Source organism: Streptomyces xiamenensis (genome assembly GCF_000993785.3).
Classification (GTDB): domain Bacteria; phylum Actinomycetota; class Actinomycetes; order Streptomycetales; family Streptomycetaceae; genus Streptomyces; species Streptomyces xiamenensis.
Genome location: NZ_CP009922.3, coordinates 5800164 through 5825010, shown reverse-complemented (window position 1 = coordinate 5825010; position 24847 = coordinate 5800164). Strand labels below are relative to the sequence as shown.

23 protein-coding genes and 2 pseudogenes are annotated in these 24847 nt (G+C 72.9%); 11 read left to right on the top strand and 14 right to left on the bottom strand.

The genetic code is table 11. The features are described 5' to 3' along the window. Nucleotides 1-161: 161 nt before the first annotated feature. The gene (locus tag SXIM_RS26535) at nucleotides 162-1031 is read left to right on the top strand and encodes a hypothetical protein (RefSeq protein ID WP_030737821.1); all 870 of its coding nucleotides are present in this window, start codon (nucleotides 162-164) and stop codon (nucleotides 1029-1031) included. A 58-nt stretch (nucleotides 1032-1089) separates the two neighbouring features. On the opposite strand, the gene SXIM_RS26530 is transcribed toward SXIM_RS26535, so the two are convergent. The 5 genes from SXIM_RS26530 to SXIM_RS26510 all read right to left on the bottom strand — a co-directional run bounded on the left by SXIM_RS26530 (nucleotide 1090) and on the right by SXIM_RS26510 (nucleotide 6151). Then, the gene (locus SXIM_RS26530) at nucleotides 1090-1911 is read right to left on the bottom strand and encodes an SAM-dependent methyltransferase (protein ID WP_046725286.1); all 822 of its coding nucleotides are present in this window, start codon (nucleotides 1909-1911) and stop codon (nucleotides 1090-1092) included. 74 nt (nucleotides 1912-1985) lie between these two features. Next, nucleotides 1986-2678 (bottom strand): aspartate/glutamate racemase family protein, encoded by a 693-nt coding sequence (locus tag SXIM_RS26525; RefSeq protein ID WP_046725285.1) that lies wholly within the window; start codon nucleotides 2676-2678, stop codon nucleotides 1986-1988. Then, nucleotides 2675-3403: an AroM family protein gene (locus tag SXIM_RS26520; protein ID WP_043178657.1), complete on the bottom strand. Its 729-nt coding sequence runs from the start codon at nucleotides 3401-3403 to the stop codon at nucleotides 2675-2677. Before SXIM_RS26520 ends, SXIM_RS26525 begins: the two co-directional genes overlap by 4 nt. Nucleotides 3404-3411: 8 nt before the next feature. Continuing rightward, nucleotides 3412-5130, bottom strand: a complete 1719-nt coding sequence (locus SXIM_RS26515; protein WP_078847048.1) for an OPT family oligopeptide transporter — start codon at nucleotides 5128-5130, stop codon at nucleotides 3412-3414. Nucleotides 5131-5176: 46 nt separating this feature from the next. Further along, on the bottom strand, nucleotides 5177-6151 hold the full coding sequence (locus SXIM_RS26510; protein ID WP_046725284.1) for a DUF1177 domain-containing protein: 975 nt from the start codon (nucleotides 6149-6151) through the stop codon (nucleotides 5177-5179). Between the two features lie 272 nt (nucleotides 6152-6423). Here SXIM_RS26510 and SXIM_RS26505 point away from each other — a divergent pair, with 272 nt between their 5' ends. Together SXIM_RS26505 and pepE are read left to right on the top strand one after the other, a co-directional pair. Continuing rightward, a complete protein-coding gene (locus SXIM_RS26505) occupies nucleotides 6424-7284 on the top strand; it encodes an IclR family transcriptional regulator (protein ID WP_078847047.1) in 861 nt (286 codons plus the stop codon). 82 nt (nucleotides 7285-7366) lie between these two features. Further along, entirely contained in the window at nucleotides 7367-8098 is a 732-nt protein-coding gene (gene pepE, locus SXIM_RS26500; RefSeq protein ID WP_030737799.1) for a dipeptidase PepE, read from the top strand. A gap of 81 nt (nucleotides 8099-8179) precedes the next feature. On the opposite strand, the gene argG is transcribed toward pepE, so the two are convergent. Further along, nucleotides 8180-9625, bottom strand: a complete 1446-nt coding sequence (gene argG / locus SXIM_RS26495; protein WP_046725283.1) for an argininosuccinate synthase — start codon at nucleotides 9623-9625, stop codon at nucleotides 8180-8182. On the opposite strand from argG, the pseudogene SXIM_RS28875 reads away from it, so the two are divergent. Together SXIM_RS28875 and SXIM_RS26485 are read left to right on the top strand one after the other, a co-directional pair. Then, a pseudogene (locus SXIM_RS28875) lies at nucleotides 9579-9938 on the top strand (hypothetical protein); the annotation flags it as partial. The gene argG and the pseudogene SXIM_RS28875 overlap by 47 nt on opposite strands. Nucleotides 9939-9993: 55 nt before the next feature. Next, on the top strand, nucleotides 9994-10482 hold the full coding sequence (locus SXIM_RS26485; protein ID WP_234306982.1) for an acyltransferase family protein: 489 nt from the start codon (nucleotides 9994-9996) through the stop codon (nucleotides 10480-10482). Here SXIM_RS26485 and SXIM_RS26480 read toward each other — a convergent pair. Further along, nucleotides 10415-11713, bottom strand: coding sequence for a glycosyltransferase 87 family protein (locus tag SXIM_RS26480; RefSeq protein WP_078635819.1), 1299 nt, complete (start codon nucleotides 11711-11713; stop codon nucleotides 10415-10417). The two genes, SXIM_RS26485 and SXIM_RS26480, sit on opposite strands and share 68 nt — an antisense overlap. A 103-nt stretch (nucleotides 11714-11816) precedes the next feature. After that, nucleotides 11817-14978: an NACHT domain-containing protein gene (locus SXIM_RS26475; RefSeq protein WP_046725282.1), complete on the bottom strand. Its 3162-nt coding sequence runs from the start codon at nucleotides 14976-14978 to the stop codon at nucleotides 11817-11819. Between the two features lie 502 nt (nucleotides 14979-15480). Between SXIM_RS26475 and SXIM_RS27610 the strand changes: the two genes are divergently transcribed. From SXIM_RS27610 to SXIM_RS26465, 3 genes are all read left to right on the top strand, one after another. Beyond that, nucleotides 15481-15633 carry a hypothetical protein gene (locus tag SXIM_RS27610; RefSeq protein ID WP_158708083.1) on the top strand — a complete coding sequence of 51 codons (153 nt, stop codon included), beginning with the start codon at nucleotides 15481-15483 and terminating at the stop codon, nucleotides 15631-15633. A gap of 207 nt (nucleotides 15634-15840) precedes the next feature. Next, nucleotides 15841-16323: a helix-turn-helix domain-containing protein gene (locus tag SXIM_RS26470; protein ID WP_030737782.1), complete on the top strand. Its 483-nt coding sequence runs from the start codon at nucleotides 15841-15843 to the stop codon at nucleotides 16321-16323. A gap of 14 nt (nucleotides 16324-16337) precedes the next feature. Next, a complete protein-coding gene (locus tag SXIM_RS26465; RefSeq protein ID WP_148236165.1) occupies nucleotides 16338-16571 on the top strand; it encodes a hypothetical protein in 234 nt (77 codons plus the stop codon). On the opposite strand, the gene SXIM_RS26460 is transcribed toward SXIM_RS26465, so the two are convergent. Beyond that, on the bottom strand, nucleotides 16568-17455 hold the full coding sequence (locus tag SXIM_RS26460; RefSeq protein WP_030737778.1) for a helix-turn-helix transcriptional regulator: 888 nt from the start codon (nucleotides 17453-17455) through the stop codon (nucleotides 16568-16570). The two genes, SXIM_RS26465 and SXIM_RS26460, sit on opposite strands and share 4 nt — an antisense overlap. A 256-nt stretch (nucleotides 17456-17711) precedes the next feature. Between SXIM_RS26460 and SXIM_RS26455 the strand changes: the two genes are divergently transcribed. The 3 genes and pseudogenes from SXIM_RS26455 (at nucleotide 17712) to SXIM_RS26445 (ending at nucleotide 19500) form a co-directional block, all read left to right on the top strand. After that, on the top strand, nucleotides 17712-18089 hold the full coding sequence (locus SXIM_RS26455) for a DUF2255 family protein (protein WP_030737775.1): 378 nt from the start codon (nucleotides 17712-17714) through the stop codon (nucleotides 18087-18089). Nucleotides 18090-18121: 32 nt separating this feature from the next. Continuing rightward, nucleotides 18122-19166 (top strand): annotated as a pseudogene (locus tag SXIM_RS26450) (NAD(P)-dependent alcohol dehydrogenase). A gap of 79 nt (nucleotides 19167-19245) precedes the next feature. Beyond that, the gene (locus tag SXIM_RS26445) at nucleotides 19246-19500 is read left to right on the top strand and encodes a hypothetical protein (protein WP_030737770.1); all 255 of its coding nucleotides are present in this window, start codon (nucleotides 19246-19248) and stop codon (nucleotides 19498-19500) included. A 9-nt stretch (nucleotides 19501-19509) separates the two neighbouring features. Here the strand turns inward: SXIM_RS26445 and SXIM_RS26440 are convergent, their stop codons facing one another. The 5 genes from SXIM_RS26440 to SXIM_RS26420 form a co-directional block, all read right to left on the bottom strand. After that, entirely contained in the window at nucleotides 19510-20634 is a 1125-nt protein-coding gene (locus tag SXIM_RS26440) for an NAD(P)-dependent alcohol dehydrogenase (protein ID WP_030737767.1), read from the bottom strand. Between the two features lie 145 nt (nucleotides 20635-20779). Further along, a complete protein-coding gene (locus tag SXIM_RS26435; protein ID WP_030737764.1) occupies nucleotides 20780-21406 on the bottom strand; it encodes a bifunctional 4-hydroxy-2-oxoglutarate aldolase/2-dehydro-3-deoxy-phosphogluconate aldolase in 627 nt (208 codons plus the stop codon). Continuing rightward, the gene (locus SXIM_RS26430) at nucleotides 21393-22382 is read right to left on the bottom strand and encodes a sugar kinase (protein WP_046725281.1); all 990 of its coding nucleotides are present in this window, start codon (nucleotides 22380-22382) and stop codon (nucleotides 21393-21395) included. The genes SXIM_RS26435 and SXIM_RS26430 overlap by 14 nt, the downstream gene beginning before the upstream one ends. Next, on the bottom strand, nucleotides 22379-23416 hold the full coding sequence (locus SXIM_RS26425) for an L-idonate 5-dehydrogenase (protein WP_046725280.1): 1038 nt from the start codon (nucleotides 23414-23416) through the stop codon (nucleotides 22379-22381). Before SXIM_RS26425 ends, SXIM_RS26430 begins: the two co-directional genes overlap by 4 nt. Continuing rightward, nucleotides 23413-24810 (bottom strand): MFS transporter, encoded by a 1398-nt coding sequence (locus tag SXIM_RS26420; protein WP_046725279.1) that lies wholly within the window; start codon nucleotides 24808-24810, stop codon nucleotides 23413-23415. The genes SXIM_RS26425 and SXIM_RS26420 overlap by 4 nt, the downstream gene beginning before the upstream one ends. Between the last annotated feature and the right edge of the window lie 37 nt (nucleotides 24811-24847).

Sequence of the window (24847 nt, the reverse complement as noted above, 5' to 3'; positions counted from 1 at the left end):
ACGGCCAGCAGGCGCCATTAAATATGAATTAATGGTGCCTGCCAAGGGTTCGCGCGGGATCCCGGCCGCGCGCCGCGCGGTCTGTACAGGCCGCCCGCCGCGTCGTACTGTCCGCCGAGCGCGTCCCCCCTGCTCCCGCCCCTCCGAGGAACGGACCCCCCATGCCGCTGCGTACCGGGCGAGGTTCCCAGGTGGCCACCGCCGGCCTCCTGCTCCTGACCGCCCTGCTGTTCTCCGCTCCGCCGGCCGCTGCCGCGGACACCTGGACCGAGGTGGGCTCCGACCGGGCCGATCCGCTGACCGAGAGTCAGGGGCTGACCTCGGTGGAGATCCCGGCCAACAGCCCCTTCCGCTACACCGGCATCGGCACCATCCCCGCCGATCTGCGGCTGCGCGGCTGGAACCATGTCGGGGACCCCGACGCCTCCTACGACGGTCACTACATCGAGCCCTACCAGCGGGATTCGGGCACCACCAAGATGTACCGGGTGCAGGCGCCGGACGGGCGGTGGTCGGAGTACGTGCACACCCTGGGCCCCGGGGAGGCGCTGAACAACTCCTGGGTCGCCATCTCACCCGACGGGCAGTGGATGCTGTCCGGCGAGTACGGCACGATGAGCCGGCTGCTGGTCTTCCCCACCCCGGGCGTCAACCCGGACACCTCGCCGTCGGCCGATCTCCCCCAGGTCTCCACCGTGCACCTGGACCGCCCGGTGCGCGACGTCCAGGGCTGCGACTTCTCCGGGCCGACGACGCTGCTGTGCTCTTCCGACGACCCACAGGGCGCCCTGTTCGGCATCACCAAGCCGCTGCTGCAGGTCGATCTCTCCGACCGGCCGAACGGCGGGGCGGATGTGACGGGGCGGGTGACGGCGCTGCGTCAGCTCCCGCTGCGCAGCGGCTGCTCGGGCGCCTTCGAGGTGCAGGGCATCGACTACGACCGGCGCTCGGGCACGCTGCGGGTGATCGTCATGTCCCCGGGCTTCTGCGTGCTGACGGACAGTGTGACGTACCGCTTCACCCGGGGCTGACCCGGCGGGACCGCCGCGCCACGGGCGCGGCGGTCCGCGGTGCGCGGCCGGCCCGGCGTCAGGGCTTCCTGGCCACCAGACCCCACTGGTACAGCTGGTCCTGCGGCGGTTCCACCTCCGGGTGGTCGGGGCGCCAGCGCGCGATCGGGCCCAGGCCGGGCGGCAGCAGCTCCAGACCGGCGGCTGTGGCGGCCAGTTGCTCCTTCGAGCGCGGGTAGTAGGGTGCCGCGCCGGCGGCGGCGTAGTCCTCGCAGACCGCGATGACCACGGGGTCGTCGATGCTGTCGCAGGTCACCAGGTAGCTGCCGGAGGGCAGCCGCCGCATGTACTCCTGGACGAGTTCGGCGGCCGGGTCGGGCTCGATGTGGCCGAGCATCGACAGCAGCATGAGGGCGACGGGCTGTTCCAGGTCGAGGTCGGCCCCGGCGCGCTCCAGCATGACGTCCACGTCCATGACGTCGGCGTCGAGATAGGTGGTCGCGCCCTCCGGGGTGGAGGTGAGCAGCGCCTGGGACTGCAGCAGGACGGTGGGGTCGGTGTCGGCGTAGACGATCCGGGAATCCGGGGCGTAGCGCTGGGCGACCTGGTGGGTGTTCTCGGCGGTGGGCAGACCGCTGCCGACGTCGAGGAACTGGCGGACGCCGACATCGCGGGCGAGGTGGCGGACGGCGCGGCCGAGGAACTCGCGGGACGCCACCGCGATGCCGGCGATGGCCGGGTACTCCTCCCGCAGGGCGTCCCCCAGCTCCTTGTCGACGGGGTACCAGTCGTCACCGCCGAGCCAGTAGTTCCAGAACCGCGCGGAGTGCGGCACGGTGGTGTCGATCTTGAGCGGGGCGGAGCGGTCGTGGGCGTCGTGGGCGTCGTCGGCTGTGCTCATGGCGGCCTCCCTGGAAGCTGAACCGTTTCCCCATGGTGGGCTCCCTGTCGCCATCTGTCACCCGCCCACGCCCGTCACTCCCGTACCGGGCCGTCCCCGGACCGGGGACGGGGCACCTGCGGCGGGGCCGCCGGCGACGAGGAGCGCAGGGCCAGCAGACCCGCCGCCAGGACCGCGTCCACCGCCGGCACGCCAAGTTCGCGCTCCAGCCGGGGCGCGATGCCGAGGGTGGTCAGTCCGGTGCAGGCCAGCAGCAGGGTGTCCGCCCCGTCCGCGACGAGTTCCGCGGCGGCCGCGAGCACCGCCGCGGCGCCCTCATGGGTGGTGAGGCCGACGGTGTCGTGCACCCCCTCGGGGCGGCGGTGGCCCGCGTGGTGCGGGCCGAGCACCTTGCCGATGGCCGGTGGTACCTCGTCCCGGATGCCGATCACCCCGACGCGGGTGCCCAGGCCGAGCGCCACCCCGGCCGCGGCCGTGCCGGCGCCGATGACCGGCACGGCGAGGGCCGCCCGGGTGGCGGCGAGGGCGGGGTCGGCCGCGCAGCTGATGAGGACGGTGTCCGCGCCGTCGCGTTCCAGCGCGCGGGCCAGGTCGACGATCTTCGGTGCGGCGCGGCGCTCGCTCTCCTCGTCATGGATGCCGCGCGGCTGGCCCGGGATGCAGCGCGAGTCGGTGCGCAGGCCGAAGCGCTCCCGCAGGAGCCGACCGTGGCCGTCCACCTGTACGGGGTCCTCGCTGGTCAGGACGCGGATGATGCCGACGGTCATGCGGGGTCTCCGGTGCGGTGGTGGGCGGTGGCGACCTCGGCGGCCAGCCGGACGGCGAGGGAGCGGGCGAGCAGCACCGGACGTCCGGTGGCCGCGGCGGCGGCGCGGCGCATGCGTTCGGTGTAGCCGATGCAGTCCAGCACGATCCACGCGCTGCCCCGGTCGGCCAGTTCGGCCGCGGCGCGCGCGACCTGGTCGAGCGGGGCGTCGCCGGGGGCGTACGGGTCGGCCGCGCTCACCCGTACCGGGCCGTCCAGGACGGTGCTCCAGCGCCGCCCCACGTCGTCCGCCTGATCCGGGTGCGGGCAGCAGACGCCCACCGGGTCGCCGCCGGAGAGGGCGGCGACGGCGCGCTGCACCAGCGGTTCGGCGAACAGCAGCGGACGGGTGGCCGGCAGCTGGGGGAAGTTCCCGGTGCACAGCACCAGGGTCGCCCCGGCACCGTCCGCCTCGGCGCGGGCCACCGCGCGGGCCATCCGGGGCAGCAGCGCGTGGTGGCCGAGTTCCACGGAGCGGCCGTCGCGCAGCCGCGAGACGAGGGGAGTCTCGCCGGGCGCGGGGGCGAGCGCGGCGCGGGTGGCCCGTTCGTCCGGTCCTTCGAAGCGGTCCTCGTCGAGTGCGCCGTGTTCGGTGAACGCCGCGCCGCCCAGCAGCGGGGCCGCGTCCTCGTGCAGATCGGTACGGGGTGCCTGGCCGATGGTGACCAGGCCCAGGATCGCGCTCATGCGGGGCCTCACAGGGTCTTGGTGAGCTGGCCGATGTCGTTGACGGAGCTGCCGGCGATGAGTCCGGCGCCGACCAGGGACAGGTCGTTCTCGGCTTCCTCGTCGGAGGCCCGGCGGGCGGCCGGGTCGGTGATGCCGCGCCGACGCCACACGGTGTAGCCGGTGCGGACGGCCAGGGCGCCCAGGACCATCCAGCCGGCGGCGGGGGTGGCCACCAGCAGACCGGTGGCGAGCAGCACGCCCATCTGCCGGGAGGAGCCGCCGATGGCCTGGATCAGGGCGCCGGGGATGGCCCACAGCAGGAGCGTGCCCATCACGCCGGGGTCCAGGCCGGCCAGGATGGTGGCCACGTAGACCTCGGAGACGGGCGGGATGCGCCCCTCCTCGAAGAAGCCCTTCCAGGCGATGGCGACGATGATCAGCGCCACCGCGAAGCCGACGAGCTGGGCGAGGTACTGCTGGCGGCGGCCGTCCATCTCGTACGGCAGCCAGGGGGTGGCGTCCTTGCGCAGCAGCCAGCCGGCCTTGAAGTCGTAGCCGATGTCGGCGAAGGCCGGTCCGGTGGAGGCGGTGTAGCCGACGAGCAGCGCGAGCGGAACGGTCTCGATCTTCAGCACCAGGCCGACGATCAGCACGATGAGGGTGACCGCGAAGGCCGGGAACCAGCCCGAGTGCATGGCGGCCAGCCCCACGATGAGCTGGTGGACCAGGGCGGCGGTGGCGGCCAGCAGCACCCAGCCGATGAGGCCGGGCAGTGACATGCCGCCGGCTATCCCGCCGGTGAGGGCCACCACGACGGCGCCGCCGAGGAAGAGCACCATGCCCTGGATCAGGCCGCGCCGCAGCTGGGCGGCGTCCTTGGTGCGGGTGTCCGGGCCGGCGGGTGCCGGGTCCTGCGCGGCGTCCCGCGGGGTGTCACCCGGGTGGGCGGGGACTTCGGCGGGCTTGGCCGCGGCGCGGCGGCTCTTGCGGTTGCGCATCAGCAGGACGGCCTGGATCAGGGCGACGATGCCCGCGCCGACCATCAGTCCGTGCGGGATGAACTCCTGCGAGAGGTTGACGTCGAAGATCCCGGGTGCGTACTGGGCGATGAGCAGTCCGATGCCGAACATGGCCAGCGCCCAGATGTTGCCGAGGAAGCCGACGCCGGCGGCGGCGGTGGGGAGCTTGGCGAGGGCACCCAGGAGTCCGGCGACGGCACTGACGCCGAGCACGGCGGCCTTGCGTCCGCCGGTGTCGCCCGCCTTGATCGTCTCGGCGGAGGCGATGCCGGCCGGCCAGGCGTTGGAGGCGGCCAGCAGCTTGGAGTCGAAGACCCGGTACAGGACCCAGCTGTCCACGGCCAGGCCGATGGCGGCACCGCCGAGCATCGGCCACACCAGGTCGGTGCGGCCCAGCGCGAAGGGCACCGCGATGGGGGTGAGCAGCGAGTTCGCGGCGGCGAAGGTCGCCCCGGAGATGGCGGACTGGACGAGGTTCTGCCGGTGCGGGGAGCGCATCCGGACCAGGATGCCCAGCGGGATGCGGCCGACCAGCATGGCGACCAGGGCGCCGATCACCGAGGTGTTCGGCGAGACGCCGAGCGAGGTGATCAGCACGATGCCGATCAGCGCGCCGAGGACGGACATCGCGATCGTGATGACGAGCGTGATGGGTTCGAAGGCGCGCGGGTGCCGCTGCCCGGGTTCCGCCGTAGCGGGCGGCGGAGTGGAAAGACTCGGTTCCACGGGGGACTCCTGGTGGTGCGTGCGTCGGACCGGGGAGGTCGGGACGTCAGGACGGGAGCGACTGCAGGTGGGTCATGGGGCCGTACAGCTCGACGAGCCGGGCGAACTCGGCCGGGTCGTGGAAGCGGGCGCCGCCGCGGCCGAACTCCTTGGCCGTTTCGATGGCGAACCGGGCGGCCGCGGCGATGTCGCTCTCGTGGCTGGCGCCGGTGGCGCAGCCGGCGACGGGGGTCGCGGCGGTCACGGCCAGGCCCACCACGGGGGCGGTGGTGGCGACGGCGGGCTGGAGGATGGAGTTGATGTGGTGCACGTCGTTGCCGTAGGGCGTGATGTCCTGGGTGGTGACGGGCAGCACCCGGGCGGGCTCGCCGGTGACGCTCTCCAGCACGGACAGCAGGTCCTCGCTCACCCGCAGGATCCAGCCCTGGTGGATGGTGGGTGACAGGGCGATGCCCCGGTGGCTGAGCAGGCGGTTGCCCTTGGTGGTGTCGATGGAGATGATCGCCTCCATCGCGGGCGAGACCTCCTGGTGGTTGCAGGTCAGGGTGTCCACGGGGGAATCCATGAACGGCACCGGGTCGTGCGGCTGGGTCGGGGCCCAGCCGCTGACGTGGGTGGACAGCAGCACGTCGCCGTCGAGGACATCGCCCCTGGCGTGCATGTCCAGCAGCTTGGCGGCGGCGGCCAGGGCGGCCACGGCGCCGTCGGCGTCGGAGACCATGCCGATGCGCTCGGGGCGGGCGCCCACTCCGCCGAGCCGGCCGAGTACGCCGAGGGTCGGGGCGTCGCCGCCGGCGAGGCGGCCGTCGCGGCCGGGGACGGTGACGGCGACGAAGTCGGTGCTGCCCTTGTCCCCGGTGAGGGTGGTCACCTCGACGCTGACGCCGGCGGGGGCGCCGGCGGTGTCGCCCGCCTCGGCCGCCGCGGTGGCGTGCACGGTGCGCAGATGGTCCGCCAGCAGCTCCCCGCCGGTCTGCGGGCGGTCCAGCAGTTCGATGATGTCGAGGACGTGCTTGAGCACGGGGGGTCCTTTCACTGAGGGCGCGCCCGGGGGACGGAAGGGGTCGTCCGGGTCGTGCCGGCCGCGCCGTCGCGGTGCTGTGGGAGATGTCGCCGGCTCCGTCGTCGCCCCGGGGGATGGCGTGGGCGGGCGGGCCGGGCGGACGGGCCGGGATACCGGCGGGGCCGCCGTACCGGTCGGCCGTACGGGCGGCCGGTGCGCGTACAGAATCCGCGCGCTGTTCACCGTAACGCAATAGTTTCTCTATATGCGGGACGGTTTACACTTCTGGCATGACGGCGACCCATCCCCTGGGAGATCCCGTGTCGGAAATCGTCTCTGTTCCGACCGGCCGGGACCAGAAAACCGACAAACCCCCGCTGCAGACCGCCGACCGGGTCCTGAGCCTGCTGCTCTCCTTCGACCGGGACCATCCCGAGTGGGGGGTGAGCGATGTCGCGGCCGAGTTCGGCCTGGACAAGTCCGTGGCCCAGCGGCTGCTCGCCGCCTTGGCCCACCGCGGCTTCGTGGTCTCCGACCCGCGCACCCGCCGCTACCGGCTGGGGCCCGCCGTGTGGCATCTGGCCAAGGTGTGGGAGCGCGACGGGGGCATGGCGAGCCTGGTACGGCCGGTGCTGCGCTCGCTGTCCGACACCGTCGGGTACGGGGTGCTGTTCGCGGTGCCGGACGGCGTGCACATGCGCTGCGTCGCGGCCGTGGACGGCGCCTCGGGGCCGCTGCGGGCCCACGATCTGACCGGGGAGCTGTACCCGGCGCACGCCGGGGCCACCTCGCGGGCGTACTTCGCGATGCTGCCCGCCAGGGACCGGGCGGCGCTGCTGTACGGTCGCCCGATGGCCCGGTTCGGCGAGCGGACGCTCACCGATCCGGTCCTCCTGGAGGAGCGGTTCGCCGAGGCCCGGCAGAGCGGCTACGCGTGCTCGGAGGGCGAGTACGACAACGAGACCGCCGCCGTCGCGGTGCCCGTGCTGGTCGGCCGGCGGCCGGTGGGCACGCTGTCGGTCGCCGGGCCCAGCGGTTTCTTCGGGGAGCGGCCCACCGCCGTGGTAGCCCCGCTGACGAAGGCCGCCGCCGACCTGGGCCGGCTGCTCACCCCGCTGCGTCCGCGCCGGGCCCCCGTCGACCCGCACTGACCGCGCCGGCGGGCACCCGCCCGGCACCCGACCGACCTGATCCCACCCGACCCGCCCCACCACCACGGAAGGAAGCACCCCCGTGCGCCTGCTGCTGCTCTCCAACTCCACCGCCCCCGGGCACGGCCCCCTCGAGCACGCCCGTGAGGAGATCGCCGACGCCCTCGGCGGCGCCCGCCGGATGCTGTTCGTGCCCTACGCGCAGGCCGACCACGACGCGTACACGGCGGCGATCGCCGGGGCGCTGGCCCCGCTGGGGGTGGAGGTGCGGGGCGCGCACACCGCCGACCGGCCCGCCGCGCTGCTGGAGGAGGCCGACGCGGTGTTCATCGGGGGCGGCAACAGCTTCCGGCTGCTGACCGCGCTGCACCGGCACGGCCTGATCCCGGCGATCCGGGCGAAGGTGGCGGCGGGGGCGCTGTACATGGGGTCGAGCGCCGGCACCAACATGGCGTGCCCCACCCTGCGCACCACCAATGACATGCCGATCGTCCAGCCGCCGTCCTTCGACGCGCTGGGCCTGGTGCCGTTCCAGATCAATCCGCACTACCTGGACCCGGTGCCGGGCAGCACCCACATGGGCGAGACCCGGGCGAAGCGGATCGCGGAGTTCCACGAGGAGAACGACGTGCCGGTGCTGGGGCTGCGCGAGGGCACCTGGGTGCGCGCAGATCAGGGGCGGCTGACGCTCGGGGGCGTCGCGGCCGGCGCGGTGCTCTTCGGGCGCGGGCTCGCGCCGGTGGAGTACGGTCCCGGCGCCGATCTGAGCGCGCTGCTGCACACCGAGCCGGCCTTCGACAGCCCGCTGGGCTGAGCCGGGGCCGGAAGCGGGACAACGAGAGGGAGGGCCGGACGCCACGGCGGCGTCCGGCCCTGCTTCCTTCCCGTCACCGGGTCAGTCGTTGCCCAGCTCCATGGCGGCGCGGTCCAGCAGCTCGTCGTCGCCGGACACCTCACCGCGGGAGGCGATGGCCTCGGCCCCGCCCTCCGGCATGGCGCCGATCAGCCCGGTGGCGGCGGCCTGGGCGGCGCCGGTGGCCGGACCCGCCGGACCGATCAGGCCGATCCCGGCGTACTGCTCCAGCTTGGCGCGCGAATCGGCGATGTCGAGGTTGCGCATGGTGAGCTGGCCGATGCGGTCCACGGGACCGAACGCCGAGTCCTCGGTGCGCTCCATGGACAGCTTGTCCGGGTGGTAGCTGAAGGCGGGGCCGGTGGTGTCCAGGATCGAGTAGTCCTCGCCGCGCCGCAGCCGCAGCGTCACCTCACCGGTGACGGCCGCGCCGACCCAGCGCTGGAGGGACTCGCGCACCATGAGTGCCTGCGGGTCCAGCCAGCGGCCCTCGTACATCAGCCGGCCCAGGCGGCGGCCCTCGGCGTGGTACTGGGCGAGGGTGTCCTCGTTGTGGATCGCGTTGACCAGCCGCTCGTACGCGGCGTGCAGCAGGGCCATGCCCGGCGCCTCGTAGATGCCGCGGCTCTTGGCCTCGATGATCCGGTTCTCGATCTGGTCGGACATGCCCAGGCCGTGCCGGCCGCCGATGGCGTTGGCCTCCATCACCAGTTCGACGGAGGAGGCGAACTCCTTGCCGTTGATCGTCACCGGCCGGCCCTGCTCGAAGCCGATCGTCACGTCCTCGGTGGGGATCTCGACCGAGGGGTCCCAGAACCGGACGCCCATGATCGGCTCCACGATCTCCACCCCGGTGTCCAGGTGCTCCAGGGTCTTGGCCTCGTGGGTGGCGCCCCAGATGTTGGCGTCGGTGGAGTACGCCTTCTCGGTGCTGTCGCGGTAGGGCAGGTCGTGTGCGAGCAGCCACTCGGACATCTCCTTGCGACCGCCGAGCTCGGTCACGAAGTCGGCGTCCAGCCAAGGCTTGTAGATCCGCAACTGCGGGTTGGCCAGCAGGCCGTACCGGTAGAAGCGCTCGATGTCGTTGCCCTTGAACGTGGAGCCGTCGCCCCAGATCTGGACGTCGTCCTCCAGCATCGCGCGCACCAGCAGGGTGCCGGTGACGGCACGGCCCAGCGGCGTGGTGTTGAAGTACGCCCGACCGCCCGAGCGGATGTGGAACGCCCCGCAGGCCAGCGCGGCGAGCCCTTCCTCCACAAGTGCGGCGCGGCAGTCGACCAGCCGGGCGATCTCGGCGCCGTAGGTCTTGGCGCGGCCGGGCACCGAGGCGATGTCGGGCTCGTCGTACTGGCCGATGTCGGCGGTGTAGGTGCACGGGACGGCACCCTTGTCGCGCATCCACGCGACCGCGACCGAGGTGTCGAGACCACCGGAGAAGGCGATGCCGACGCGCTCGCCGGCGGGGAGGGAGGTGAGGACCTTGGACATAGGAAGAGTATGCACAAATACGCATGATCATGCAAAGTCGGGGGTCGAACCGGGAGATCATCCGCGTGACGGGCACGCCACACCTTTTCCGGCGGGAGACTCACTCGTTCGAGCGATGCCACCTCTGGGCGCGGCCCCGGTGCCGGTGGCCTGGGCGCTGGGCGTCGTGGTGCAGAGCCACAGGCTGACCCTGGCGGCGGTACGGCAGCGGGTCGCCGACGCCCAGCGCGAGCACACCCTGCTGGCCGAGCGCGCGGCGGCGGCCGAGCGGGTGCGGATCGCCCGTGACATGCACGACGTGGTGGCCCACTCGCTGACCCTGCTGGTGGTGCACGCCGAGACGATGCGCGCATCCTCATTGACGACGCGTGGGGCCCCGTCGCCGAGCTTGCGGGCCAGCACTCGCCGGGATCCTCGCCCACCGGCACGGCTGGCTGACCGCGATCCCGGCCCGTACGGGCTATGTGTGGCTGGCGGGCGGCGTGGCGGGATCGCTGCTGCTGTTCGCGGCCGGCGGCACCGGGGCCTTCCGGTACGGGACGGGCGGGCTGACGGTGCAGGCGGCGCTGTGGGCGGTGTACGAGACGTTCCTGTGCACGGCGCTGTGCCTGGGCCTGCTGACCCTGTTCCGGGAGCGGCTGAACCACGAGGGACCTGTGCTGGGTTCGCTGGCCGGGTCCGCCTTCACCGTGTACATCGTCCACCTGCCGATCGTGGTGGCGTTCCAGTTCGCGCTCTCCCCGCTGGATCCGGCGCCGCTGACCGCGTGGGTGCTGGTGACGGCGGCGGCTATCGCGCTGAGTTTCCCGCTCGCGGGACGGCTGCGGCGGCTGCCCGGTTTCCGGGCGGTGCTGTGAGAGCGGCGCGGGAGAGGGTGCCGGTGACGGCCAGCAGCACGAGACCGGCCAGCGGATAGCCGGCGGCGAGGAACTGCTGCCCCGGGGAGAGATCCAGCTCGGGGCGGGACGCGTCGTGCGGCAGCAGCCAGCTGACGTAGGAACAGAACAGCAGCACGGCGGCCCAGGTGGCCGCCCACCACGGCCGCGACCGCCGCCGGGTGGCCTCGGCACCCAGCAGGACCACCGCGGGAACCGCCCACACCCAGTGGTGCGACCAGGACACGGGACTGACCAGCAGCGCCGTGGTGGCGCAGCCGATCACGGCCCAGGCCCGTTCCCCCGCCAGCAGGGCGGCGACGGCGACGGCCAGCCCGGCGCAGCACACGCCGGCCGCCACCGGCAGCCACCAGGGCGGGAGGTCGCCGGTGTGCAGGAAACGGGCCAGCGTCCCGCGCAACGACTGATTGGCCGCCGCCTCGGCCGCCCCGACCCGGTCCTCGGCCAGGACCAGTTCCGTCCAGTACCGCCGGGAGGCCTCGGGCAGCACGAGCGCGCCGAGCAGGACGGTCCCGGCGAAAGCCGCCCAGGCCCGGGTGGCGATCAGCAGGAACCCGTTCTCCCGCCGCCGGACGAGCATGATGATCCCGGCCACGGTGAGCAGCACCGCGAAGATCGCGGGCGTGAGTTTGATCCCGGCGGCGATCCCGATGGCGAACCCGGCCGGCCGGTGCGGGGCGGGCCGGGTCAGATCCCACAGGACGAGGACGACGAGCAGCAGGTTGATCTGCCCGTACCGGATGGTCGCCCACACCGGCTCGCACCACACGGCGACGGCGGCGACGGCGAGCGGCGCGGCCCACCGCCAGTGCCCCGGTGGCCGGAGACCGGCCAGCCGGAGGGAGAGCCGGGCGAGGACGAGCACGAGGCCGAGGTTCAGCAGGAGCACCGCGGCCCGCATGGCCTCCACGCTCAGCAGCGTCAGCGGCACGAAGAACAGCGCGGCGAACGGCGGGTAGGTGGCCTGGAGGGCGTGCGCGCTGACGGCGAGATCGTAGAGATCGCTGCCGTCGCGCACGGCCCAGCCCTCGGCACGGTAGACGTCGAGATCCCCTATCGGTAGCCCGAGGGCCAACTGGGCGAGCGCGGACCCGGCGAAGGACACGGCGCAGGCGACCGCGACGAGCAGCGGCGCGAACCGGCCCGGACGGGAGACCCTCCGCTGCGAAACGCCGTTCACTACCGAAGCCACGCGCGCCACCCTAGGGCGGCACCCCCGGCCCTGTGGCGCGTCGCCGCAGGTCACCACCGGCGGCCACTCTTTTGCCGGACAGGGGCGGGGGAGAGCGTGGACGCTAGTAGCGGGACTCCAGGGGCTGCGTCACCGTGACACGGGGCAGGTTCTCAGGGTGTGTCAGGCGCGTGCGGCCCCGGCACTCCACCGAGGCCAGACCCTCCACGGTGACCAGCACGCGGGCATCGACCCTGAGCTCGAATTCCGTGTACAGGATCAGGTCACGCAGACCCGGCAGGATTAGGCCGAGGTCCCGCAGATCCGCCTCCTCCTCGATCTGGAACACGTGCGCGTAGGTGACCTGCGGAACGCTGACCCCGTGGCGGCTCATGGCGCGCAGCACACGTGCGGGGAGCACCAGGTTCGTCAGTGCGGGCAGTGCGGCGATGGCCGCCAGGCTTTCCGGGGAGGGGACCAGGTCCGCGGTGTCTTCCGTGTAGACGATCCGCAGGGTTTCCAGATGCGGCCAGGTGCCGATCCCGGTGAAGTCGGTGACCGTGCCCGGCACCCCCAGGTCGGTGAGCGGCGCCCGGTCCGGCAGGAGATCGAGGCCCTCGCAGGTCGTCCCGTCTCCCACGTACAGGTAACGCAGATCCGGCAGGGCGTTCAGGGCACGGAGGTCACGGAGCGCGGGCGTCTTGCGCAGCAGCAGACTGCGCAGGGGAAGGGTGGACAGGGGGGCCACATCCGCGATCGCGGGTGCGTCGATGAGCGAGAGCCGTTCCAGGGATCGGAAGCGGCCGAGGAAGTCCAGGCGGGTGAGCTGACGGCCATGGATGGACAGTTCCTTCAGGACCCTCGTACCCAACGCCGCGAGGATCTCCTCCGCACTGAAATCCCCGAACAGCGACACGTAGGGATGGTCGGGCAGGCTGTCCAGCGCGGACAGCTCCTCATGGTTACCCACCTGAAAGTGTGGCTGGTCATCCAGACGGAGCCGGGAGACGACTTCCTTCGCGAAGCGTGCGGGATCGATGTCGGTCGCGCAGCGCAGCAGCGTTTCTCTCACCCTGAGCGACGGATGCGCCGCGAACTCGGCGAGTCTGGGCAGCGCCGCCTCAGCTCCCTGCGCACTGATCACACCGATCGCGTTCACCACCGCCAGGGACTCGTCATCGGTCAATCCGTCAGGCCCCGGGAGGAGTTCGAGCACCACCTCCCCCACATCGGAGAGCACCGCCGCCTCATGGATCGTTCTGGGCGGGATCAGCGCGGCGGCCCGTTGCTCCACCTCCCGCCGCACCTCCGGGTCCAGCTGGGTGGCGTGTTCCAGGCAGGCCATGGCCAGCAGGTGCAGCCGGACCCGGTGCTTCTTGACGGTGTCGCCGCGTTTGATCAGCTGCTTCAGCAGGCGTTTGCGTTCCTCGGGGCGGCCGTGGGCCACCGCCATGCGGATGACGTCCTCCCACTGATCCAGGTGGGCGTTCCGTACCAGCAGCGGGAAGTCGCGGTTCTCGACGGCGGCGCGGGCGGCGAGGTAGTCCTGGAAGGTGCGGTGGATGAAGTCCACGACGCCCTCGGCGGGTTCGCGCAGCATGCCGGAGCGGTCGAGCAGGTGCCGGTAGACATCCTCGGCGCTGAGCCCCGCCGTGTCCCGGTGCATGGTGGGCAGCACCTGGTCGATCAGGTCGATGGCGTCGGCGCGTTCCATCTGGTGCTGGCCGTTGCGGATCAGCCAGTAGGCCAGCCGTTCCAGGAGCAGCGTCTGTGAGCGGGCGTCCAGGTGCGGGCCGTGGTCGATGCTGCGCTGCCGGTCCCGGCGTTCCAGCAGCATCCGCAGCGCCGCCTCGTACAACTCCTCCCGTCCGCGGGGCAGATATCCGTGGCTCGCGCGGTGCAGCGCGCAGAGCATGCCGCACATGAGTGGGTTGGTGGCCAGCCGACCGAGGTCCTGGCGGCTGCGGACGGCGGCCAGCAGGGCTTCGGCCCGTTCCTGGCCGGCGCCGGCCGCGTGGTGCCAGCGCTGGATGAAGGCGGCCACGTCCTCGCGGTTCATGGCGGACAGCGACAGTTCCCGGAAGCCGTCGGCCGCCAGCCAGTCCTCGCTCACGGCCGAGGGGCGGCCCGTCACCAGGCAGACGTTTCCGGGGAATTCCCGGAGCAGTTCCCGCAGCCAGCGGCGGGTGGCGTCACGGCGCGGTTCGGGGACCTCGTCGATGCCGTCGATGAGCAGCAGAGCGCGCCCGGCGGACAGGACGCGTTCCGCCCAGCCGGTGGGCGGGGTGTGCGGGCAGCCGACGACGTTCAGGTACGTGCTGGGGGTGGGGAGTTCGTTTCCGGAGCGGGTCAGGGTGCGCAGGGGGAGCACGAACGGGACGCGTCCGTAGAGGTGGGTCAGGTGGTCGCTCAGCCGGTGTTCGGCGGTGGTGACGGCGAGCCACTGCACCAGCGTGGTCTTCCCGGCTCCGGCGACGCCGCGCAGCAGGACCTTGTCCAGTCCGGCGAGGGCCCGTTCGGCGCGGCGGGGCGGGACGGACCGGCGCAGGGCGTCGCCCTCGGGTCCTTCGATCGCCGCGTGGGATTCGGCCTCGATGGTCTCCAGGCTCAGATAGGCGTCGTCCAGGGGCCATTCGTCGTCGACGTCGATGCCGAAGATGGTGAGCCGGCTGTGCTTGCGTGCCAGGTGGGACCGGTAACGCTCCTCGAACTCGGCGTCCGCGGTGTGCCGGGCAGGGAGGCGTTCGAGCAGCAGGTCCACCGCCCGTACCAGCCCTTCGGTCCTGCGGCTCTGCTCGACCAGGGTGCGGGCGACGAAGGTGGAGCGCCGGGTGAAGTGGTCGAGGATGTGCAGGCAGGCCAGGTGCAGCAGCCGGTCGTGGAAGAGCTCCCCGTCCCGCGACAGTTCGCCCGAGCGGTGGGGGAGCAGTGTCCGGGCCAGCCCTTCGGGGCCGAGGCCGACGGCCTGGACATCGTCCATGTCCAGGGCGCCGAGTGCGGTGAGGGTGTCGGTCAGGGCCGCCGCGACGGCCTCGTGTGCGTCCGGGGCGGGTGTGTCGTGCGGACCGGCCGCGCGGACCGCCCGGTCGACCAGCTCCCGGACGAGCTTTTCCAGCTCACGCCGGCCCAGGTCCCGTTTCTCGCCGCCGAACGCGACCAGTGAGGAGAGCCGTACCGGCGCCTCCACCAGTTTGGCGCCCGGCGGTTCGGCGCGGAACAGTTTCTTGATCAGCGGTGCGAGAGCCGCCGATCCCAGCCGTAGTCCCACCGTCGTCGCGGCGTCCATGGAGCCCTCCCCCGACCCACCCGGTCATGCCTCTACTCGTGGCACGCGTACCCCGGTTGACCATCACGGCGAGCAAGCCGCACACCGGGGAAGGTCCATTATCGGATGAGGGAGGCGGGACGCCAGCCCGGTGGGGTTGTGCGTGGACGGCGAAGGTTCTCCACCGGAACGCCCCGCAGCCTGACCGTTTTTGACCGCCACTGGCATATTACTGCGAATTTCGCCGCCCCTCCGGCGCGATGATGGTGATTACGTCTGGTAGTGCTGGCGTCTCGTACGGTTGAACAGGTAGCGTCCAGGCACGCGAAGGGGCCCGGTAGGCGACCAACCAGCCCGGGCTCCCCTTCGACTTGTGACCCACGCATCAAGGAGGACGATGTCTCCCGACCGTGTACCGCCGACCCTCGTGTTCCCGTTAACGGGCTCGTTGGACCGGCGTGGTGACCGTAGCATTCCGCAGGTCCCCACCCCCGAAACCACCCGTCGTCGTGAAACCACCGTCATGGTGCCCACCGCCGCGGCGATCGCCGTCATCGCCCTGCCCCTGGTCCTGATCTGGGACGGGCCGGGCCTGCTGGACGCGGTCGCCGCGTTCATCGCGCTGGCCGCCGCGCGCGGCTCCCATCTGCGCTGGCACCGCCTGCACATCGGCTGATCCGGCGCAGCACGGCACAGCCGGGCGGGCCGGCGCGGCGCGCTCCACCGCCACCGCGGCCGTCCGCCGCGCGACCCGCCCGGTCCCGGTGCCGGACCGGCGTCCCCGCCGCCTGGCGCCACCACGAAGACGGAACGGCGGGCCGTACCCCGGCCCGCCCTGCCCCACCGAGGCATCATGACCCCTTGCAAGAACCCGAAGTGCCGCATGGATGTGACCCCGAACCACTCCGGCCGTCCCAAGGAGTACTGCGGCAAGCGCTGCCGGGACGCGGCGTACCGCATGCGCAGCGCCGTCGACACATCCGGCGCCGCGGCGGAGGACGGTTACGCCGCCGCCGTCGCGGCCGACTTCACCGGACACGCCCGTCTCACGGAGACCGCGGCGCTCATCCCGGGCCCGGACGCGGCAAGGGAGTTGCTCAGACTGCTGCGTTCCTCCGGGTTGCCCCGGGAGGATCTGGTGGCCGCCGCCGTCCGCCGGGCCCGAATCGACGGACTGACCACGGCGGAGATCGCCGACGCCCTGGGCATGAGCGCCAAGACGTTGCGCAAGCGCTGGTCACGGGAGGCCGTCGAACGGCGCATCCGTCAGCGGGACGAGAGGCCGCCCTTCACCACCACGCTCAGCCAGGCGCTGCGCGGACCGGACGTCCCGGCGACGACACCGCACGCCGACGTTCGCGGATAGCCGGGAGCACCACCATGACCGCACCCACTCCCCCGCCCTCCCCAGGACCGCAGATGGAACTCGCCTCCGACGCCATCAACCGTGCCATCAGAACCTTTGTCTCCAGCCGTGGCGAGCAGTGGTCGGCGGAGGACCGGCTCCATCTCGCCCGCCTGTACGACGCCTGGGCCGCCCACTCCCTCGTGCCCGCCCCGTCTCCCGCTCCCGATCCGGCGCCGGACCGGACCCGGCGGCCCTCGCAGCCCTAACAGCCGGACCGGCTCGCCCCGACGCTCAGGCGCTCGTGGGCGGAGATGTCCAGCAGCACCAGCGCGTCGTACTCGGGCGTGCCCGGCTCGGCGAAGTACGTGTTGACGCGGTGCCCGGCGGTTCCGTCCAGCAGCATCGACTGGTAGCCGAGGGTCAGTTCACCGACCTCGGGGTGGTGGAAGGTCTTCCTGCCGTGGCTGTGCGGCCGGACCTCGTAGCGGTCCCACAGCTTGGCGAACTCCGGGCTCTTCAGCAGCAGCTCCCCGACCAGGCCGGCCAGGTCGGGGGCGTCGGGGTCGGTGCCCGCCAGGGTCCGCAGCCGGGAGACGCAGCCACGCACCTGGTTGTCCCAGTCGGTGAACAGCTGACGCGAGGAGGGGTGCAGAAAGATGTACCGGGCGAGATTGCGCTGCTTGACCGGCCACTCCTCCATGCCCGGGTACAGCCGGGCACCGCCCGGGTTGAAGGCGAGGATGTCCATGCTGCGGCTGAGCACCTGCGCCGGATAGGGCCGCATCCCCTCCAGCAGCAGCTTGACGCCCGCGCTGACCGTCCGGCTCGGCACGGCCGCGGCCTCCGGCGCCTGGCGGGCCGAGCGCGTCGCGAGGTCGCGCAGATGCTCGTGCTCGGCCTCGTCGAGCCGCAGCGCACGGGCCAGCGCATCGATCACGGCGGGGCTGGGCCGGGTCTCACGCCCGCGCTCGATGCGCGTGTAGTAGTCGATGCTCACCCCGGCCAGGGTCGCCAGCTCCTCGCGGCGCAGCCCGGGGGTACGGCGCAGGCCCGGGCCGACCGTCAGGCCGGCCGAGGCCGGGGTGGTCTGGGTACGGCGGGCCCGCAGAAAGCGGCCCAGCTCCGTACCACCTGATGGCTCACGCGTCATGCCCTCCAGTGTCGCGCGCCGGCGGCCGGAACGGACGGGGGGAGAGGGGCCCTGTCACTCCCCCGAACGCCGCTCCCCGGCACATCGCGGTCTGCCACCCGGTTGCCGCGCCGGGCAGGCTGGAGAACGTCCGAACGAGTGATGCCTCGCGCCGCACCGCCCCGTCACAGCGGCGGGCCCTGTCCGGGGGTCGTTGGCTACCGGCAGGAATCACGCGGGCCCCTCGTGGGACCGCGCGGCACGAGGAGGTCATCCGATGAGCACATGGACCGATGACGAACTGACCAGGGTCGGCGACGCGGACGAACTGCGGATCGCCTCGCTGCGCCAGGACGGCTCGCTCAGCAGCTGGCGCACCATCTGGGTGGTGCGCGACCACGACGACCTGTACGTGCGGTCCGTCAAGGGGACCGACTCCGACTGGTACCGGTCCACCCGGATCCGCCGGGAGGGCCGGATCCGGGCCGGCGGTGTGGAGAAGGACGTCACCTACAGCGACGCCGACCCGGCACTGAACGACCAGGTGGACGGCGCGTACCGCACGAAGTACGGGCACTACGCGCAGTCCGTCCTCGACTCCGTCCTGACCGACGGAGCGCACTCGACCACCACGCGGCTGCTGCCGCGCACCTGAGACCACCACATCCACCCCATCCACGGAGCAACGTGTTCACTGTCAACGCCTACGCCGCCACCTCGGCGACGGAGCCGCTCACCCCCACCACCATCGAACGCCGCGAGGTCGGCCCGCACGACATCCTGATAGAGATCCGGTACGCCGGGATCTGCCACTCCGACATCCATCACGTCCGCGGCGAATGGGGGGACGCCCACTACCCGGTCGTCCCCGGCCACGAGATCGCGGGCATCGTCACCGAGGTCGGTGCCGAGGTCACCCGCTTCGCGCCCGGCGACAAGGCAGGCATCGGCTGTCTGGTCGGCTCCTGCGGCGCGTGCGCCCCATGCCGGTCCGGCCGGGAGCAGTACTGCACGGTCGGCGGCACCCTCACCTACGGCGCGCTGGAGACGGACGGCCGCCTCACCCACGTGAGGCTACTCGACCCACATCGTGGTCACCGAGGACTTCGCGCTCAAGATGCCCGAGAGCGTCGATCTGGCCGCTGCCACCCCGCTGCTGTGCGCGGGCATCACCACCTACTCGCCGCTGCGCCGGTTCGGCGCCGGGCCGGGGACGAAGATCGCGGTGGTCGGCCTGGGCGGTCTGGGCCACATGGCGGTCAAGCTCGCCCACGCGCTGGGTGCCGAGGTCACCGTGCTGTCGCAGTCGCTGAAGAAGCGGGACGACGGGCTGCGGCTGGGCGCGGACCACTACTACGCCACCTCCGACCCGGAGACCTTCGAGCAGCTGGCCGGGACCTTCGATCTGATCATCAACACGGTCAGTGCCCGTCTGGACCTCGACGCCTATCTGTCGCTGCTCACCGTGGAGGGCGCCCTGGTCAATGTGGGCGCGCCCGCCGAACCGATGTCGCTGAACGTGTTCTCCCTGCTCACCTCGGGCCGTACCTTCGCCGGATCGATGATCGGCGGGCTGCCCGAGACCCAGGAGATGCTCGACTTCTGCGACGTGCAGCGGATCGGCTCCGAGATCGAGCTGATACCGGCGCAGAAGATCAATGACGCCTACGAGCGGATCCTCGCCTCCGACGTCCGCTACCGCTTCGTGATCGATGTGTCGACCATGGCCTGAGCCCGACCCAGCGCGGCGGGCCGGCCGGGCGAGCGCCGCGACCCGGCGGCAGGCCGCAGGGCTCGGTACCTCCCCGGAGGTGCTGGAGTGGACGCGGCGGGAGTACGAGACGGTGCTGCGGGCCGGACCCGGGAACGGCCACGGGGAGGACGAGATGGCGCTGACGTACAACCGGCACTACGGCGAACTGCCGCTGGCCATGATCGCCCACCAATGGGCCACGGTACTGCGGCTGCGCGACGAGCGGCGCATCGACGACACGGTGCCGCGGCAGGTCCAGGCCCACCTGGACATCGAGGAGGTCCGGCTGAACGGCCATGAGTCCGCCGGTTGAGCGTCGGTGTCAGCCGGGGGTGGCCGGGAACCGCAGGACCGGTTTGATGACCTCGCCCCGGGCGGCGGCATCGGCCGCCTCGTTGATCCGCTCGGGCGGATAGGTGCGGATCAGCCGGTCGAAGGGGAGGCGGCCGGCGCGGTGCAGGGCGACCAGGGCGGGGATGAAGGTGACCAGGTCGCTGTCGCCCTCGTACACACCGCGCACGGTACGGCCGCTCAGCAGGGCGTTGACGTCGAACGCCACCTCGGTGCCGGCCGGCGGCAGACCGAGCACCGCCACCGTGCCGCCGACGGCCAGCGCGTCGACGGCCTGGCGCAGGACGGAGGGCACCCCGCTGCTCTCCACGGCGTGGCTGACACCGCGGCCGCCGGTCAGCTCGGCCAGGCGCTCGGCCACATCGCCCTGCCCGGCGTCGAGGGTGTCGGTGGCGCCGAGTTCGCGGGCGAGGGCGAGCCGGGCGGGGCGGAGGTCGACGGCGATGACCCGCACCGCCGCGGTGAGGGCCGCCGCCATCACCGCGGACAGGCCGACCGCTCCGGTGCCGAAGACGGCGAGCGTGTCGCCCGGTTGGGGACGCAGCACGTTCAGGACGGCGCCCGCGCCGCTCTGCACGCCACAGCCGACGGGGGCGAGCCGGGCGAGTTCGTCCTCGTCCGCGACCTCGACCGGGACGGCGCAGCGTTCGTCGGCGATGGCCAGGGCGGCGAAGGAGGACTGTCCGAAGAACCGCCCGGAGAGCCGCTCGCCGCCGGCGTCGGCGAGCGGGCTGGTGCCGTCGGCGCGGGAACCGGAGGCGTTGCGGTGCAGAAAGGTGTCGCAGTGTCCGGGACGCCCGTGTGCGCAGGCGCCGCACGCGCCGCAGGAGCTGAAGGACAGCAGCACGGTGTCGCCGGGGGCGACCCGGGTCACCCGGTCCCCGACCGCCTGGACGACGCCGGCGCCCTCGTGGCCGAGCACGGCGGGCAGCGGCAGCGGGACGTGGCCGTCCCGTACCGCGAGATCGGTGTGGCAGATGCCGGCACCGACGATCCGGACCAGCACCTCGTCGGCGCGCAGTGCGTCCAGCCGGATCTCCTCCCACGCGAAGGCGCCGGTACCTGGCCTGACCACGGCGGCGATGGTGGCGGACATGGTGTCTCCCTCGGCTGGGTCCCACCGTCATGCTGGGCCGGAACGGGCCGCGAAATCCAGGGACAGGCCGGGAGTTCCGCCGACCGGGTGCCCCGCGCGCCCCGATGTTGACGTTCGGGCGAGGCGGCGGGACATCCGGCTCCCGTCATCCCAGCGCCGCGGTGAACTCCCTGGCGCGCTCGGTGATCTGCCGCCAGTCGGCAGCGGCGACGGCGGCCGGGGGGACCACGTCGGATCCGGCGCACACGGCGAGGGCCCCGGCGGCCAGGAACGCGGCGGCGTTGGTGGCGTTGACGCCGCCGGAGGCCACCAGAGGGGTGCCGGGGTAGGGGCCGCCGAGGTCCTTGAAGTGGCGCGGGCCCAAGGCGTGGGCGGGGAAGATCTTCACCGCGGCGGCCTCCAGGTCCAGGGCCCGGGCGACCTCGGTGGGGGTGAGCGCTCCCATGACAACGGGGATGCCGGCCGGCGCGGCGGCCTCCGCGACTGCCGGGCGCACGCCGGGAGTGACCAGGTAGCGGGCGCCCGCCTCGATGGCCTGCTCGGCCTGGGCGGCGGTGAGCACCGTTCCGGCGCCCAGCCCCGCGCCGGCCTCGGGGGCGGCCCGCCGCAGGTGGCCGGCCAGGTCCGGGGTGGTGTAGGTGAACTCGACCCAGTGGATGCCGCCTTCGCGCAGCGCCGCGCACAGGGCGGCGGCGTCGGGGATCTCGGCGGCGCGGATGACGGCGATGACGCGGTCGGCGGCGAGGGGGGCGAGCGGGTCAGTGCTGGTCATCAAGGGCTCTCCAGGCGGCGTCGTCGAGGGTGAGCCAGGGGTCGAGTGCGGTGCGCGGCGGCAGGGTGGGCAGGTCGGCGGCGGTGCGCAGGGCGGCGGCCGCGGCGAGGTGGCCCAGGCGCAGCCGGGCGACCGGCTCGCGTTCCTCCAGCAGCCCGGCGAGGTAGCCGGCGGCGAAGGCGTCGCCCGCGCCGACCGGTTCGATCACCCGCAGCCGGCGGGCGGGGACGAAGGTGGTGCCCTCACGGGTGCTGTAGGCGGTGGCGCCGTGTTCGGCGTCCTTGACCACGACGAGAGGGGCGGGGGCCAGCAGGTCCCGGATGTCCTCGGGGCGGGCGGTGCCCCACAGCTCCTGGGCCTCGTCCCGACCGGTGAACACCACGTCGGCGGCGCGGGCGAGGGCGAGCAGGGTGGGTGCCGCCTGCCGGGGGCCCTCGCGCCACAGCGCCGGGCGGTGGTTGATGTCGAAGGAGATCAGCGGTCCTGGCGCGGCGCGCCGTACCACCAGGGCGTCCAGCAGGGCGGCACAGCTGTCGGACAGGGCGGCGGTGATGCCGGTGACGTGCAGGATCCGGGCCGCGCGCAGGGCGGGGTGGGAGGCGAGGCCGGGGCCCATCCGGCTCGCGGCGGAGTGGCGCCGGTAGTAGTGGGTGCGGGTACCGCCGGGCCCGGGGTCCTTGGCGTACAGGCCGGTGGGCCGCTCGGGGTCCACCGTCGCGCCGCTGATGTCGACCCCGCGGGCGGCGAGTTCGGTCAGGACCCGGGTGCCGAACGGGTCCTGACCGACCCGTCCGGCCCAGGCGGCGCGGTGTCCGAGCCCGGCCAGCGCGCAGGCGACGTTGGATTCGGCGCCGCCGACACCCAGGGCCAGGTGCGCCGCGGTGGCCAGCGGCCGGCCGTCGGTGGGGGCGATGACCGCCATGGTCTCGCCCAGGCACACGATGTCGGCACCGGCGCCGGCCGGTGGGCGGGTCATGGGGCGTCCGCCAGCCGCAGCATGACCTTGCCGCTTCCGGTGGCCGGGTCGGCGGCCACCGCCAGGGCGGTCGGCGCCTCCTCGATGCCGAAGCGGTGGCTGATGACCGGACCGACGTCGAGGCCGTCGCGCAGGGCGGCCAGCGCCTCGTCCAGTTCGCCGGCGAAGCGGTAGGAGCCGACCCAGCTGATCTCCCGGGTGACCAGCTCGCCCAGGGCGGCGGGCGCCGGGGTGCCGGGCAGGTTGCCGACCTGGACGAGGGTGCCGCCGCGTGCGGTGGCACGCAGGACCGGCCCGAGCGCCGCGGGTGCCCCGGACGCCTCGAAGACGATCTCGGTGTCCTGCGGCAGGCCGGCACCACGGGACAGGTCGCGGGTGTCGGTGGCCCCCATGGCGCGGGCGACGGCGAGTGAATCGGCGCAGAGGTCGGCCGCGATGACGGCACCGGCGCCGCGGTGCAGCGCGGCGGCGACCACCAGGGAGCCGATGGGGCCCGCGCCGTTGACCAGGACGGTGCGCCCGCGCGGGTCCGGGGCGCGGCGCACGGCGTGCAGGGCGACGGCGAGCGGTTCGGCCAGGGCGCCGTGTTCGGTGTCCACTCCGTCCGGCAGCGGCCGTATCTGGTCGGCGGGGACCGTACGGTACTGGCTGAAGCCGCCGTCGGTGTGCGGGTCGAACGCTGCGGAGCCGAAGTACCGTACCCGCGAGTGGAGGTTGGTGCGCCCGGCGAGCCGCGGCGGCAGCACCGAGTTCGCGGTGGGCCGTGCGGGGTGGACGGTGACCGGCTGTCCTGCCGTGAGTCCGCTGACGCCGGGGCCCAGGGCGGCGATCCGGCCGGCGATCTCGTGGCCCAGGACCATGGGCCGGTTCAGGGTGGCGGTGCCGGAAGCGCCGTGTTTCCAGTAGGCGAGGTCGGAGCCGCAGATGCCGCCCCATTCGAGGGCCAGCAGGACCTCGCCCGGGCCCGGCGGTGCGGGGGCGGGGAGTTCGTCGACGCGGACGTCTCCGGCGCCGTGGACGACGACCGCTTTCATGCCGCGTCCTCCAGTCGGACCAGGTCGCGTCCCCGGGTCTCCGGGGCCAGGACGGCGGAGGTGAGGGTGATGGCGGAGTAGACGATCAGCATGGCGGCGATCGGCCACCAGCTGCCGGTGGCGGCGGTGAGGGAGGCGGCGAGCACCGGGCCGATGGCGGTGGCGAGGACGCCGCCGATCTCCTTGGCGACGGCGAGCTGGGTGAAGCGGGTGCGGGAGCCGAAGAGTTCGGCCATGGTGACGGACTCCAGGGAGAACAGGCCGAGCACGCCGATGTTGAGTGCCAGGACCATGCCGACCATCAGGGCGGTGGTGGAGCCCTGGGCGATCATCAGCATCAACGGGAAGGCGAGGAGCATGGTCGCGGTGGTGAGCGCGATGTACATCGGGCGGCGGCCGAAGCGGTCGCCGAGGATACCGACCAGCGGCACGGTGACGAAGCCGAGCAGGGAGCCGTACAGGATGGCGTCGGTGGGGATGGCGCGGTCCACGGCCAGGGTGGTGGCGATGTAGCCGACCAGGAAGGTCTGGACGAGGCCGGAGTTGCCCGCCTGGCCGAAGCGCAGGCCCAGGGCGAGGAAGAACGCCCTGCCCTTGCGCTGGCGCAGTCCGGCCTCCAGGGTGCCGGCGTGCCGGTCCTCCTCCCCGGTGGCGGCGGCGGTCGCCTCCAGCTCGCCCCGGGTGAGGGCGACGCCGTCGACCACGTCGGGGCGCTCCTCGAAGACGGGGCTCTCCTTGAGGTTGCGGCGCAGCCACAGGGCGAAGATCAGCAGCACGAAGCTGAGCAGGAAGGGCAGTCGCCAGCCCCAGGCGAGGAGTTGTTCCTCGGTGAGCACGGCCAGCAGGATGGCCCACAGTCCGGAGGCGGCCAGGGTCCCGGAGTTGGTGCCGAGGGAGACGAGGGAGGCGACCAGGCCGCGGCGCGGTGGCGGCGCGTACTCGGCGAGCATGACGGTGGCTCCGGCGATCTCCGCCCCGGCGCCGAATCCCTGGATGAGGCGCAGGGCGACCAGCAGGGCCGGGGCCATGATGCCGATGGTGGCGTAGGTGGGCAGGGCGCCGATGAGAGTGGTGGACACACCCATCATCACGATGGTGATGATGAGGACTTTCTTGCGGCCCAGACGGTCGCCCATGCGGCCGAAGTAGACGGCGCCGGCGAGGCGGGCGACGTAGCCGACGCCGTAGGTGGCCATGGCGGCGATGAGGCCGATGGCGGGGCTGACGTCGGGGAAGAAGATCTTGTTGAAGACGATGGCGGCGGCCAGGGAGTAGAGCTGGAAGTCCATGAACTCCATGGCGGTGCCCAGCCATCCGGAGACGGCGGCCCGGGTGAGGTCCCGGGTGGTTCTGTGCACGGCGCCGGTGGGCTCCGTGGTGGCGCTGTTCGTCATCGTGAACTCCGTTGTTCCTGCGGTGCGCTGGGGAGGG